The sequence below is a fragment of the Streptomyces sp. NBC_00075 genome (assembly GCF_045041225.1).
GTDB lineage: Bacteria > Actinomycetota > Actinomycetes > Streptomycetales > Streptomycetaceae > Streptomyces > Streptomyces adonidis.
The window spans coordinates 8,760,331-8,772,737 of sequence record NZ_CP108243.1 but is presented as its reverse complement, the minus strand read 5'-3'; the positions used below and the strand labels follow the sequence as shown (position 1 = coordinate 8,772,737).

The 12,407-nt window shown below is 69.6% G+C and carries 13 protein-coding genes and 1 pseudogene; 5 read left to right on the top strand and 9 right to left on the bottom strand.

Annotated features, from left to right (window positions below; genetic code table 11):
- Window positions 1-5: 5 nt before the first annotated feature.
- Genes OG787_RS38475 through OG787_RS38465 form a run of 3 tightly spaced genes read right to left on the bottom strand, consistent with a single transcriptional unit; the run spans window position 6 to window position 2,496 of the window.
- Window positions 6-800: an amino acid ABC transporter ATP-binding protein gene (locus tag OG787_RS38475; protein WP_369033792.1), complete on the bottom strand. Its 795-nt coding sequence runs from the start codon at window positions 798-800 to the stop codon at window positions 6-8.
- Window positions 797-1,645: an amino acid ABC transporter permease gene (locus OG787_RS38470; RefSeq protein ID WP_369033793.1), complete on the bottom strand. Its 849-nt coding sequence runs from the start codon at window positions 1,643-1,645 to the stop codon at window positions 797-799. Before OG787_RS38470 ends, OG787_RS38475 begins: the two co-directional genes overlap by 4 nt.
- Window positions 1,642-2,496 (bottom strand): transporter substrate-binding domain-containing protein, encoded by an 855-nt coding sequence (locus OG787_RS38465; RefSeq protein WP_405538336.1) that lies wholly within the window; start codon window positions 2,494-2,496, stop codon window positions 1,642-1,644. The genes OG787_RS38470 and OG787_RS38465 overlap by 4 nt, the downstream gene beginning before the upstream one ends.
- 212 nt (window positions 2,497-2,708) lie before the next feature.
- On the opposite strand from OG787_RS38465, the gene OG787_RS38460 reads away from it, so the two are divergent.
- The 5 genes from OG787_RS38460 (at window position 2,709) to thpD (ending at window position 7,185) form a co-directional block, all read left to right on the top strand.
- Window positions 2,709-3,809 carry a pyridoxal-phosphate-dependent aminotransferase family protein gene (locus OG787_RS38460; RefSeq protein WP_405538335.1) on the top strand — a complete coding sequence of 367 codons (1,101 nt, stop codon included), beginning with the start codon at window positions 2,709-2,711 and terminating at the stop codon, window positions 3,807-3,809.
- A 185-nt stretch (window positions 3,810-3,994) separates the two neighbouring features.
- Window positions 3,995-4,540: a diaminobutyrate acetyltransferase gene (gene ectA / locus OG787_RS38455; protein WP_369033796.1), complete on the top strand. Its 546-nt coding sequence runs from the start codon at window positions 3,995-3,997 to the stop codon at window positions 4,538-4,540.
- A gap of 31 nt (window positions 4,541-4,571) precedes the next feature.
- Complete coding sequence (ectB, locus tag OG787_RS38450; RefSeq protein ID WP_369033797.1) at window positions 4,572-5,852, top strand: diaminobutyrate--2-oxoglutarate transaminase; 1,281 nt, start codon at window positions 4,572-4,574, stop codon at window positions 5,850-5,852.
- 33 nt (window positions 5,853-5,885) lie between these two features.
- Window positions 5,886-6,296, top strand: coding sequence for an ectoine synthase (locus tag OG787_RS38445; RefSeq protein WP_369033798.1), 411 nt, complete (start codon window positions 5,886-5,888; stop codon window positions 6,294-6,296).
- Between the two features lies 1 nt (window position 6,297).
- The gene (gene thpD, locus OG787_RS38440) at window positions 6,298-7,185 is read left to right on the top strand and encodes an ectoine hydroxylase (protein WP_369033799.1); all 888 of its coding nucleotides are present in this window, start codon (window positions 6,298-6,300) and stop codon (window positions 7,183-7,185) included.
- Between the two features lie 191 nt (window positions 7,186-7,376).
- Here the strand turns inward: thpD and OG787_RS38435 are convergent, their stop codons facing one another.
- The 6 genes and pseudogenes from OG787_RS38435 to OG787_RS38410 form a co-directional block, all read right to left on the bottom strand.
- A complete protein-coding gene (locus OG787_RS38435) occupies window positions 7,377-8,468 on the bottom strand; it encodes a maleylpyruvate isomerase family mycothiol-dependent enzyme (RefSeq protein ID WP_405538333.1) in 1,092 nt (363 codons plus the stop codon).
- Window positions 8,469-8,499: 31 nt separating this feature from the next.
- Window positions 8,500-9,122 (bottom strand): annotated as a pseudogene (locus tag OG787_RS38430) (RNA polymerase sigma factor).
- A 46-nt stretch (window positions 9,123-9,168) separates the two neighbouring features.
- Window positions 9,169-10,263: an aminotransferase class V-fold PLP-dependent enzyme gene (locus tag OG787_RS38425; RefSeq protein ID WP_405538332.1), complete on the bottom strand. Its 1,095-nt coding sequence runs from the start codon at window positions 10,261-10,263 to the stop codon at window positions 9,169-9,171.
- Window positions 10,264-10,334: 71 nt separating this feature from the next.
- Window positions 10,335-11,063 (bottom strand): DsbA family oxidoreductase, encoded by a 729-nt coding sequence (locus tag OG787_RS38420; RefSeq protein WP_369033803.1) that lies wholly within the window; start codon window positions 11,061-11,063, stop codon window positions 10,335-10,337.
- An 86-nt stretch (window positions 11,064-11,149) separates the two neighbouring features.
- Window positions 11,150-11,656 carry a GNAT family N-acetyltransferase gene (locus OG787_RS38415; protein WP_369033804.1) on the bottom strand — a complete coding sequence of 169 codons (507 nt, stop codon included), beginning with the start codon at window positions 11,654-11,656 and terminating at the stop codon, window positions 11,150-11,152.
- 39 nt (window positions 11,657-11,695) lie between these two features.
- Window positions 11,696-12,304, bottom strand: coding sequence for a DUF1349 domain-containing protein (locus tag OG787_RS38410; RefSeq protein WP_369033805.1), 609 nt, complete (start codon window positions 12,302-12,304; stop codon window positions 11,696-11,698).
- Window positions 12,305-12,407: the final 103 nt, after the last annotated feature.

Sequence of the window (12,407 nt, the reverse complement as noted above, 5' to 3'; positions counted from 1 at the left end):
GCACCCTAGTTCGGCCCCTCGGCCCGATCCTTCCCCGACTCCTCCTCCACCTCCGCCATCGCCGGGTCCAGCAGGCGGGAGAGGAAGTGGCGGGTGCGTTCGTGGGTCGGGGCGGTGATGACCCGGGCGGGGGTGCCCTCCTCGACGATCACTCCGCCGTCCATGAAGACGACCCGGTCGGCGACCTCGCGGGCGAACGTCATCTCGTGTGTGACGACCATCATCGTCATGCCCTCGTTCGCCAGTCTGCGCATCACCGCCAGGACGTCGCCGACCAGCTCCGGGTCGAGTGCCGAGGTCGGCTCGTCGAACAGCATGACCTCCGGGCCCATCGCCAACGCCCGCGCGATCGCCACCCGTTGCTGCTGGCCTCCGGAGAGCGACGCCGGGTACGCGGTCGCCTTCTCGGACAGGCCCACGCGCTCCAGGTTCTCGGCGGCCACCTTCGCCGCCTCCGCCTTGTCCCGCTTCAGCACCCTGCGCTGCGGGAGGGTGAGGTTCTCCGTCACCGTCAGATGCGGGAAGAGGTTGAACTGCTGGAAGACCATGCCGATCCGGCGGCGGACCGCGTCGATGTCGACGTCCGGGTGCGTGACCTCCGTCCCGCCGACGAACACCTGGCCCTTCGTCGGCTCCTCCAGCAGGTTCACACAGCGCAGGAGGGTCGACTTGCCCGAGCCGGACGGGCCGATGACACACACGACTTCGCCCTGTCCGATCTCCAGGTCGATACCGCGCAGCACCTCGTTGTCGCCGAACGACTTGTACAGGTCCCGGACCTGGATTTCTGGACGACTCATTTGACGGCCTCCTGGGCCTTCGTCTCCATACGGCGTACGACGAAGCCGAGCGGGATCGTGATGAGCAGATAGCACAGGCCCGCGACCAGGATCGGCGTGGAGTTGGCGGTCTGGCTGGCCAGGTCGCGGCCGAACTTGGACAGTTCGCGCTCCTCCAGGGTGACACCGAGGAACAGCACCAGCGAGGAGTCCTTGAACAGGAGCACCAGTTCGTTCGTCAGCGGCGGGAGGATGATGCGGAACGCCTGCGGGACGACGATCGAGACCATGGCCCGGGCGTGCGAGAAGCCCAGCGAACGGGCCGCCTCCAGCTGCCCCTTGGGCACCGCCTGGATGCCCGCCCGGAACGTTTCCGCCATGTACGCGGCCGCCACCAGGCCGAGCGCGAGGGCCACTTTGCCATACGTCCCACCCGGGATCTCCGTACCGGGGAACGCGAGGGGGACGGCGACGCCGACGAAGATGAAGATCAGCAGGGCGGGCAGCCCTCGGAAGATCTCGATGTAGACGCCGGCCAGCCAGCGGTAGGGGCCCACGGACGACAGCCGCATCAGGGCGAGAAGCATGCCGAGGGCCAGTCCGAAGACGAAGCCGGACAGGGTGTACAGCACGGTGTTCTTCAGCGCCAGCGTGATGACGTCCGGGAACATCTGGTCGGCGATGTCCGTCTGCGCGAACTGGTTCCGCAGCCGGTCCCAGTCGGCCGAGACCGCGAAGGCGATCAAGGCAGCGACGAAGAGCGTGTACTGGACGCCGCGCGACAGGCGCCGCTTCTGACGCCTCGTCAACCCCCTCTTGCGGGGCTGCACTTCGGGCGTCAGTGTCGGCTTCGTGTCGCCGCTCATGAGGACGCGGACGGAGACGCGGACGCCGCGGACTCGTCGTACGGGCCGATCCACTGCTCGTACAGCTTCTTGTACGTGCCGTCGGCCTTCGCGTCGGTGATCACCTTGTTGATGGCGGCGACCAGCTTGGTGTTGCCCTTCTTCACCGTGAAGCCGTACTGCTCACCGGTGTTGAGGTTGTCCACCACCTGGAAGGCGTCGGCGTTGGCCTTGTCCTTGAGCCAGCCCTGGACGACCGGGTAGTCGATGATCACGGCGTCGACCTGTCCGGTGCGCAGGCCGTTGAGGACGGCGTCGGAGGACTCGAAGGAGACCGGGTCGAGGCCCTTCTCCTTGGCGTAGTCCTCGCCGGTCGTCTGCGCCTGGGCGCCGACCTTCTTGCCGTTGAGGCCGTCGAAGGAGGTGATGCCGCTCTTCTTGTCGACGAGGACGGCCTGCGTGGCGTCGAAGTAGGGGTCGGAGAAGTCGACGTTCTTCTTGCGTTCCTCGGTGATGGTCATCCCGGCGGCGCCGAGGTCGCACTGTCCCGCGTTGAGGAAGGCGCCCGTCTTGAAGTTCTCGAACGGCGTGTCGAGGATCTCCTGCTTCACGCCGAGGTTCCTGGCGACGAGGTCGACGAGCGCCACGTCGAAGCCCTGCACCTTGCCGTCGATCTCCGACTGGAAGGGCGGGTAGGGCAGGTGGGTGCAGACGGTGAGCTGCCCGGCCTTGACGACCTCGACCCCGCCGGCGGCGGTCTTCGCGGCGCTGCCGCCGTCGTCGTCCGAGGAGCAGCCGGCCACGAGCAGGAGCCCGGCCGTCGCGGTGGTGGCGGCCAGGATGCGGGACCGTCGTCCGAGCACCGTGTTCACGGGGACCTCCTGTGGGGGGACTGTGGGTTCTGATTATAAGGAGACGTTTGACTCTCTCAAACCATTTCCATGGTCGTGATGCCGTGCCACCTGCGGTTTCGAGGCCGTTCGGCCTCTCATCCCGCCAGGCCGAGGATCAGGAAGCTCTCCGGCCGGACAGGCCCTAGTCTCGACTCGGCTTACCTACCCCGCTATCCGAAGAGAGCACCACCATGACCACGCATCCCTTCCTGGACCTGGCGCCCCTGACGGCCGCCCGCTTCGCGTCGATCGAGGACCGCGTGGCGCGGCTGCTCGGCACCGAGCAGGACGTCGTGATCATGCAGGGCGAGGCGCTGCTGCCACTGGAAGGTGCCATCAGGGGTACCGCGGGTCCGGGCACGACGGCCCTCAACATCATCACGGGCCCCTACGGGCAGACCTTCGGCGACTGGCTGCGGGACTGCGGCGCGACGGTCTTCGATCTCGCGGTGCCGTTCCACGCGGCGGTCACGGCCGCGCAGGTCCGGGAGGCGTTCGCCGAGCACCCGGAGATCGACTTCGTCTCGCTGGTGCACGCGGAGGCGGCGACCGGCAACACCAACCCGGTCGCGGAGATCGGCGAGGCGGTACGGGAACAGGGCGCCCTCTTCTATCTCGACGCCGTCGCGTCGGTCGGCGCCGAGCCGGTGCTGCCGGACGCATGGGGTGTCGACCTGTGTGTGATCGGGGCGCAGAAGGCGATGGGCGGTCCTGCCGGGGTGTCGGCGGTGTCGGTGAGCGAACGGGCGTGGGCGCGGATGGCGGCGAATCCGGGGGCGCCGCGACGGTCGTACCTCTCACTGCTGGACTGGAAGGAGCGGTGGATCGACGGCGGCCGGCGGACGCTCCTGCACGCTCCCGCCCAACTGGAGATGCTCGCGCTGGAGGCGTGTGTCGAGCGGATCGAGGCGGCGGGCCTGGACGCGGTGATCGCCCGGCACACCGCCGCGGCGGCGGCGACCCGGGCGGGCGTGCTCGCGCTGGGCGGCGGTCTTGAGCCGTATGTGTACGAGGCCGAGGACGCGGCGCCGGTCGCCACGACCCTGCGGGCGCCCTCCGGGGTCGTCGCGTCGGAGCTGGTGGCGAGCGCGCTGGCCGCCGATCCGACGCTGCCGCTGGCGGCGGGCGGGGGCGCGCTGGCCAAGGAGATGATCCGGGTCAACCACTACGGGGCCGACGCGACGCGCGAGGCGGTGCTCGGGAGTCTGGTCGCGCTGGGCGCCGCACTGGCCGACCGGGGGCTCGTGGTGGACGTCGCGGGGGCCCGGCAAACGGTCGCGAAATCCCTGTGAATTCTCGCCGAAATTCGGCAATTCAATTCAGAGCAGCTCCCCGTGCTCTTCTGCCCGCTTCTCCCCGACCTAAACACAAGGTTTTGCGAACAAATCAAGCAAATTAAATGAGTGTGATTCAACCAACAACAGAAAACCACTGACGGCCATGCATTTTTGATTTCCACTCGGTAAGTTGCATTTGCATGAGTGCCGTACTGACAGACCTGCAAATCGACCGTCCGGTGGTGGCCGACGGGGCCGAGCTGTGGCGGATCGCCAGGGACTCGGAAGTTCTCGACCTCAACTCGTCGTACAGCTATCTGCTCTGGTGCCGGGACTTCGCCGCCACCTCGGCCGTCGCCCGGGACCCCGAGGGGCGGCCGGTCGGCTTCGTCACCGGGTACGTCCGGCCGGACCTCCCGCACACCCTGCTCGTCTGGCAGGTCGCCGTCGACGCCGGCCATCAGGGGCGTGGGCTCGCCGGCTCGCTGCTCGACGGGCTGACCCGGCGGGTCGCCGGCGAGCAGGGGATCACCGCCGTCGAGACCACCATCACGCCGGGCAACACCGCCTCGGAGCGGCTGTTCACCTCGTTCGCCGAGCGCCACGACGCCGTCGTCGAGCGTGAAGTGCTGTTCGACGCGGGCCTGTTCCCGCAGAGCGGGGCCCACGACCCCGAGGTCCTGTACCGCATCGGCCCGCTCTCCAGCCCTTCGGATCCTGCCGATCCCTCCGCCCTCTCCGGCTGATCTCACCCCCCACCTCAAGGAGTTCACCGCCGTGACCATCACCCAGCCCGACCTGAGTGTCTTCGAGACCGTCGAGTCGGAGGTCCGCAGCTACTGCCGAAGCTGGCCCGCCGTGTTCGACCGTGCGCAGGGCAGCCGTATGTACGACGAGGACGGCCACGCCTACCTCGACTTCTTCGCGGGCGCCGGATCACTCAACTACGGCCACAACAACCCCGTACTCAAACGGGCGTTGATCGACTATCTGGAACGGGACGGCGTCACCCACGGGCTCGACATGTCGACCGCCGCCAAGCGCGCCTTCCTGGAGTCCTTCCAGGAGTTGGTGCTGCGGCCCCGCGAACTGCCGTACAAGGTCATGTTCCCGGGCCCGACGGGCACCAACGCCGTTGAAGCGGCACTGAAGTTGGCGCGGAAGGTGAAGGGCCGGGAGGCCATCGTCTCCTTCACCAACGCCTTCCACGGCATGTCCCTCGGCTCGCTCGCGGTGACCGGCAACGCCTTCAAGCGGGCCGGCGCGGGCATTCCGCTGGTGCACGGGACGCCGATGCCGTTCGACAACTACTTCGAGGGGACCGTCCCCGACTTCCTGTGGTTCGAGCGGCTGTTGGAGGACCAGGGCTCCGGTCTCAACAAGCCGGCCGCCGTGATCGTGGAGACCGTGCAGGGCGAGGGCGGCATCAACGTGGCGCGCCCGGAGTGGCTGCGGGCACTGGCCGAGCTGTGCGAACGCCAGGACATGCTGCTGATCGTCGACGACATCCAGATGGGCTGCGGACGGACCGGTGCCTTCTTCTCCTTCGAGGAGGCGGGCATCGTGCCCGACATCGTCACCGTCTCGAAGTCCATCAGCGGCTACGGACTCCCCATGTCCCTCTGCCTGTTCAGGCCCGAGCTGGACATCTGGGAGCCGGGCGAGCACAACGGCACGTTCCGCGGCAACAACCCGGCGTTCGTGACGGCCGCCGCCGCGCTGGAGACGTACTGGGCCGACGGCTCCGCCATGGAGAAGCAGACCCGCGCCCGTGGCGAGCAGGTCGAGGAGGCGCTGATCTCGATCACCGAGGAGAACCTCGCCGACATCAAGGAGTACCGGGGCCGCGGGCTGGTGTGGGGCATGGAGTTCCACGAGAAGGCGCGCGCCGAGCGGGTCGCGCGGCGGGCCTTCGAACTCGGGCTGCTCATCGAGACGTCCGGCCCGGAGAGCGAGGTCGTGAAGCTGCTGCCGGCGCTCACGATCACGCCCGAGGAACTGGACGAGGGGCTGCGGATCGTGGCCCGCGCCGTCCGCGAAACCGTAGAAGCCGGCTGAGAAAACCCGTCTCAGAAAGGGGTTGTTGAGCACGTGATCGTCCGTTCGTTCAAGGACATCGAAGGCACCGACCGGCATGTGAGGGCCGCGTCCGGCACCTGGGAGAGCAAACGCATCGTCCTCGCCAAGGAGCGGGTCGGCTTCTCGCTCCACGAGACCGTCCTGTACGCGGGCACGAAGACGTCGATGTGGTACGCGAACCACGTCGAGGCCGTCGTGTGCGTCGAGGGCGAGGCCCTGCTGACCGACGACGAGACCGGGCGGACGTACACGATCACCCCCGGCACCATGTACCTCCTCGACGGGCACGAGCGGCACACGCTGCGCGTCAAGGAGGACTTCCGCTGTGTCTGTGTGTTCAACCCGCCGGTCACCGGCCGGGAGGACCACGACGAGAACGGCGTCTATCCCCTGCTGACCGAGCCCGACACCGAGGAGGTCTGACATGTCCACCCTGACCGACCTGTACCCCACCCGTGGCGCCGCCGAGGTGTCCGTCCCCCGCCAGGACCCGGTCGTCTGGGGCGCGCCGGACACGCCCGGGCCGTTCGCCAAGGCGGACCTCATGGCGTACGAGCGTGATGGCTTCCGGGCGCTCGACCGGCTCCTCGACGACGACGAAGTCGCGCTCTACCGGGCCGAGTTGGAGCGGCTGATCACCGATCCGGCGGTCCGGGCCGACGAACGCTCGATCATCGAGCCGAAGTCGAAGGAGATCCGGTCGGTCTTCGAGGTCCACCGGATCAGCGAGGTGTTCGCGCAGCTCGTGCGGGACGAGCGGATCGTCGGACGGGCCCGGCAACTGCTCGGCTCCGACGTGTACGTCCACCAGTCACGGATCAACGTCAAGCCGGGGTTCGGGGCGGGCGGCTTCTACTGGCACTCCGACTTCGAGACCTGGCACGCGGAGGACGGTCTGCCGAACATGCGGACGGTGTCCGTCTCGATCGCGCTGACCGAGAACTTCGACACCAACGGCGGCCTCATGATCATGCCGGGCTCGCACCGCACGTTCCTCGGCTGTGCGGGGGCGACGCCCGAGGACAACTACAAGAAGTCGCTCCAGATGCAGGACGCGGGCACTCCGTCCGACGAGGCGCTGACCTCGCTTGCCGACGAGCACGGCATCAAGTTGTTCACGGGCAGGGCGGGTTCGGCGACCTGGTTCGACTGCAACTGCATGCACGGCTCCGGGGACAACATCACGCCGTTCCCGCGCAGCAACGTGTTCATCGTGTTCAACAGCGTGGAGAACGAGGCGGTGGAGCCGTTCGCGGCACCGGTGCGTAGGCCCGAGTTCATCGGAGCGAGGGACTTCACGCCGGTGAAGTGACATCTCCTCCGGCCGGCGGAGCCGACCCGCGGCGAAGCCGCAATCGGATACAGCATCGGAGCGAGGGACTTCACGCCGGTGAAGTGACATCTCCTCCGGCCGGCGGAGCCGACCCGCGGCGAAGCCGCAATCGGATACAGCATCGGAGCGAGGGACTTCACGCCGGTGAAGTGACCCTGTGTGGCTCGGGGTCAGAGCCACGACAGGGCGGCCGCGCGCTCCAGTACGTTGCGTGCGGCCTCTCTGTCGCCGGTCTCGCCGCGCGGCACCTCGTCGGGTGCGTAGCGGCCGCCGACCAGCAGGCAGAAGTCGACCGGGTCCAGGACGAGTTCGGCCCGTACGGGCTCGTCCTCGGAGCCCAGCACCCACTCCTCCGCTCCGCCGGTCACGGCGAAGAGGACCGGGGGCGCGTCGGGTCCCAGGGCCGTGCCGAGGATACGGACGGCCAGGTGGACGAGCCGCCACAGGTGCGGCTCCGGCGGTGGCGGTACGGCGAGGCCGAGGGCGCGGCCGATGTCGTCGGTGTGGATCCACACCTCGAAGGCGCGGACCGTGAAGTGGTCGGCGACGGGCAGCCGGGCGCCCATCAACGTCGTTGCGATGGAGGCGAGTTCGGGGTCGCGGGCCTCGGGTGTGGCCAGCAGTGCGGCGGCCTGCGCGGCCCAGGCGGCGACGGTCTCCCCGGGTTCGCGGCGCTGCTCGTGGGCGATCACCTCGGCGGTGCGCACGGCCCAGGCGTCCGCCCAGTCGGCGGCCTCCTCGGCCGGCGAGGCCGCCCCGGGGACGCTCGGGTCCAGGCCGAGCCGCAGTGCCAACGGCTCGTCGGCGGCGAGCAGGTGAGCGACGGTGTCGTGCACGTCCCAGTCGTGGACGACGGGCGTGCCCCAGGCGCTGTTCCTGTGGCCGTCCTCTCCGTCCCCTCCGTCCAGTTCGCGCAGAAGTGCCTGGAGCCCGGAGACGGCGGCGGCATAGGGGGCGGCGTGCGGGGCGATGCCGGGCACGGCGGCCGGGCGGCGGGAGCGGAGGGCGAGGGCGAGCACACCGCCCGCCTCCGGCGCCCGGGCGGGGGCACTCCCGTTCAGGGACACGGCGGAGCCCTCTGACGAGACACCTGAGGACGGCCCGTCCAGCAACCGTACGGTCTCTCTCAGCCGTTCCGCCTCCGCCGCACAGACGGCGCACTCGGCGAGATGCGGCCGGACCGCCTGCTCGTCGCCCGGTTGCAGGGCGCCGAAGGCCCAGGCGGCCAGCAACTCCCGTACACCCTCATGATCCGTGGTCACCCCGCACCTCCTCCTTCGCCCGCCATTGCCATCATGCGCCTCTTTCCAGTGCCGGGTCGGGCGGCTCGGCCAAAGTCTCCGCCAAGGTACGAAGTGCCGTGCGCAGGCGGGTCTTGGCCGTGCCCTCGGGGATGCCGAGTTCGACGCCTGCCGGTACGTGCGGCCGGCGAAGTAGGCGAGGTGCACGACTTCCCTTTGTGGCTGCGGGAGTTCGGCGAGGGCCGTGTGCAGTTGCAGGGAGCGCTCGCGATGGACGACGGTCTCGTCGGGGCCCGGTGAGGTGTCCGGGATGGCGTGCAGCGCGGAGTCGTCGGCGCGGGCGTCCCTGCGGTGCCGGGCCTCGCTGCGCACCCAGTCGACGGCGCGCCGGTGGGCGAGCATCGACAGCCAGGTGCGCAGTGAGCCGCGGCGCGCGTCGAAGGCGTACGGCCTGGTCCAGAGCTGGGCGAAGACCTCCTGGGCGACGTCCTCGGCGGCGGCCGTGCTGCGCGTGACGCGTGCGGCGACGGCGCGCACCAGCCCGCCGTACGCCGTGTACGCCTCGGCCAGCGCGGACTCGTCCCCGTACACCAGCCGCCGATGCAGTTCCGCGTCGGCGGGCGGTCTCACGGACCTGACGGTCCTGTCTGGCGTCGACTCCACCGGCACCACCACCCCTTGGTGACCTTCCTAGCGCCCCTGGGGTTCTCGCGCCACCGGTTCAGCCGGACAGGACGTCCAGGAGTCGGTCGACGTCCGAGGTCGTGTTGTAGAGATGGAAGGCCGCGCGCAGATTTCCGGCCCGGTCGGAGACCTCGACCCCGGCGCGGCTCAACTCGGGCTGGAGGTGGCCGAGTTGCGGGACGGACACGATGGCCGAGCCGGGCGCGGGTACGGGCTGGTGACCGATCCCGGCGAGTCCGGCGCGGAACCGGTCGGCGAGCGCGAGGTCATGGGCGCGTACGGCATCCACGCCCAACTCCTCGATGAGGGCGAGGGAGTGGCGGGCGCCGGTGTAGGAGAACAGGCTCGGGCTCTCGTCGAACCGGCGGGCGGAGTGGGCGAGTTCGCGCACCGGGCCGTAACAGCTGTCCCAGGGCACCTCGCCCGCGACCCAGCCGGCGAACACCGGTGTCAGTCCGCCCAGGTCCTCCGGTACGACGAGGAAGGCCACGCCTCGCGGGCAGACGAGCCACTTGAAGGCGACGGAGGAGACGTAGTCGTAGGCGTCCGCGTCGACGGGCAGCCAGCCGGTGGCCTGGGACGCGTCGACGTACGTACGGGCGCCGTGTTCGCGTGCGGCCTCGCGGAGTGCGGGCAGGTCGAGGATGCGGCCGTCGGCGGACTGGGCGGCGCTCACGGCGACCAGCGCGGTGCCGGGCCGGACGGACTCGGGGATCCGTTCCAGGGGCACGGTCCGGACCTTCAGGTCCCCGCGGACGTGGAACGGGTTGAGGACGGAGGTGAAGTCGTCCTCGGCGGTGAGGACTTCGGCGCCCGCGGGCAGCGAGGCGGCGATCAGCCCGCTGTAGACGGCGACCGAGGCGCCGGCCGCGACCCTGCGGTCGGAGACCCCGACGATCCGCGCGAACGCGGAGCGCGCGGCCTCCACGTCGGCGAACATGTCCTGCGACCGGCCGTCGGCCACAGACTGCACGGCGGCGTGCATGGCGGCCACCGAGCGGGCCGGGAGGAGGCCGGTGCTCGCGGTGTTCAGATAGGTGTTCTTCGGAGCGAACTCGGCACGGACGAGGTTGCGGAGGTTCTCGGAGGTCTCCATGCCACTACTGTGCGGCCCGAAGATCTGCTCGTCCATCGCCGATTTCTGCACGGCACCGCGAAGCACCGCTTATACATACACCCTGACCTGCGGTTTCTCGACAGGTCCTACTTCTGGGGTACGGCACACCCGTCGGGTCCGCAGACCTCGGCGGCGCCATCGCCCTCTTCCGCCTGGACGATCTTGAGGGGTGCGGGTCGCTCGCCCCATGCCTGGGTGAGGGCCTGGGCGAAGACCTCGGCGGGCTGGGCGCCGGAGACGCCGTACTTCCGGTCGAGGACGAAGAACGGCACGCCGTTCGCGCCCAGTTCGGCGGCCTCGCGCTCGTCGGCGCGCACGGCGTCGGCGTACGCGTCCGGGTCGGCGAGTACGCCCCGGGCGTCGTCGGCGTCGAGCCCGGCGGCGACGGCCAGCTCGACGAGCCGCTCGTCGTCGCCGAAGACGGACTGCTCCTCGGCGAAGTTGGCCTGGTAGAAGAGCTGGATCAGCTCGTCCTGGCGGCCCTTGTCCTTGGCGAGGTGGAGCAGCCGGTGCATGTCGAAGGTGTTGCCGTGATCACGGTCCCGGGTCCGGTAGGCGAGCCCTTCGGCGGCGGCCTGCGCCCCCAGGTTCTCCTCACCGGCCTGCGCCTGCGCCTCGCTCATGCCGTACTTCTTGGTGAGCATCTTGAGCACGGGCTGGATGTCACCCTTGGCACGCCCCGGGTCCAGCTCGAACGACCGGTGCACCACCTCGACACCGTCCCGGTGCGGAAAGGCGCCGAGCGCCTTCTCGAAGCGGGCCTTGCCGACGTAGCACCAGGGGCAGGCGATATCGCTCCAGATCTCGACGCGCATGTCTTCGGCTCTCCAGGTCGTACGGGTGTGGATGAGGGCGCGGAGACTCCCTCCGCATGGGTATGTGAACGTTCAAGCGGCCGGTTTCATTCCGTGCCGCTGATTCCGTACCGCAGAAAGAGGTGGTGGTCGCCCTCGGCGGGCGGGTTCTCCGGGTCCGGGACCCACCCGAGGCGGTGGTAGAAGGCCTGGGCCCGCTGGTTGTCGACGTGCACGTCGAGGGTGGCGGCCAGCTTGCCGTCGGCCCGCCACCGCTCGACGCAGGCGGCGTGCAGATCGGTGCCGATGCGGGCCCGCCAGCGGTCGGGATCGACGTGGAACTGGTAGAGCTTGACCGTGTCCGCGGGGGCGCCTTCGGCCGTACGGAAGGAGGCGACGCCGATGACGCGGTCCTCCTCGACGACGCACAGGACCTGGGCGTCGGGGCGCTCGATGGTGCCCTGCCAGAGCGCGACGTAGTCGATGTCGCCTCCCGGCACCCCGTCCGGGTAGTACGTGGACCGTGCGCAGACGTGCAGCTCCGCGACAGCCGCGGCCTCGGCGGGCAGCGCGGCCCGGATCACCCGGCTTCCGGTCACATGGTCATTGATCATGCACCGGAAGACGTGGCGGGCGGCCGGAACGGTTCCGGCTCAGCTGCCGTCCCTCAGGTCCTTCGGCCACTCCGGGCGGAACTCGATGTGGTCGTACGTCACCACGCAGCCCTCCCCCATCGGGGACTGGGTCATGAAACCGACCAGGGCCGCGTCCGTCTCCTTCTCGTCGCCGAGGGTGAACAGGCGGATGAAGGTCCACTTCTCGCCGTCGCGGGAGGCGTGGAAGGCGAAGGCGCGGCCGGTGCGGCTGATCCGGAGCCAGACGGAACTGCCGTCCACGGTGAAGGAGTTGGCGTCGTCGGAGTGTCCCCGGGTGACCACCGTGCAGACGGTGGCCACATCCGGGGAGTACTCCAGACAGAGCTTGGCCCAGGCCCGTTCGCCCACGTGGACGTACAGCACCCCGGCATCGAAGGAGGCCGCGAACCCCACCGTGACCCGGGCGATCAGCTGGAAGTCCCCGTGCGGCGCACCCAGCAGCCGGGGCGCGTCGGCAGCGGGGTCCAACGCCTCCCCGGTGGGCGGCACGAACCGGTCCTGCCGGGGCCCTGCCCACCCGGTGAGCACCCCGTCCTCGAAGGACCAGTGCCCATCGGGCCCATAAGTACGGAGAGAAAAGGGCAGCGGGGAAAGCTCCAAGTCCATTGCCTGATTATCGCAGGGTGCGATGGGCGCCCCGACAGGGGCGCGGGGAACTGCGCGACAAGCCACGACGAGCCCGCAGCCGCGAAATTCCCCCGCACCCCAA

Bases quoted from the DNA above. Each gene is read 5' to 3' on its own strand.
- OG787_RS38475 (WP_369033792.1), bottom strand. From the start codon at position 800: ATGAGTCGTCCAGAAATCCAGGTCCGGGACCTGTACAAGTCGTTCGGC.
- OG787_RS38415 (WP_369033804.1), bottom strand. From the start codon at position 11,656: ATGATCAATGACCATGTGACCGGAAGCCGGGTGATCCGGGCCGCGCTG.
- OG787_RS38470 (WP_369033793.1), bottom strand. From the start codon at position 1,645: ATGAGCGGCGACACGAAGCCGACACTGACGCCCGAAGTGCAGCCCCGC.
- OG787_RS38425 (WP_405538332.1), bottom strand. From the start codon at position 10,263: ATGGACGAGCAGATCTTCGGGCCGCACAGTAGTGGCATGGAGACCTCC.
- thpD (WP_369033799.1), top strand. From the start codon at position 6,298: ATGTCCACCCTGACCGACCTGTACCCCACCCGTGGCGCCGCCGAGGTG.
- OG787_RS38410 (WP_369033805.1), bottom strand. From the start codon at position 12,304: ATGGACTTGGAGCTTTCCCCGCTGCCCTTTTCTCTCCGTACTTATGGG.
- OG787_RS38460 (WP_405538335.1), top strand. From the start codon at position 2,709: ATGACCACGCATCCCTTCCTGGACCTGGCGCCCCTGACGGCCGCCCGC.
- OG787_RS38420 (WP_369033803.1), bottom strand. From the start codon at position 11,063: ATGCGCGTCGAGATCTGGAGCGATATCGCCTGCCCCTGGTGCTACGTC.
- ectA (WP_369033796.1), top strand. From the start codon at position 3,995: ATGAGTGCCGTACTGACAGACCTGCAAATCGACCGTCCGGTGGTGGCC.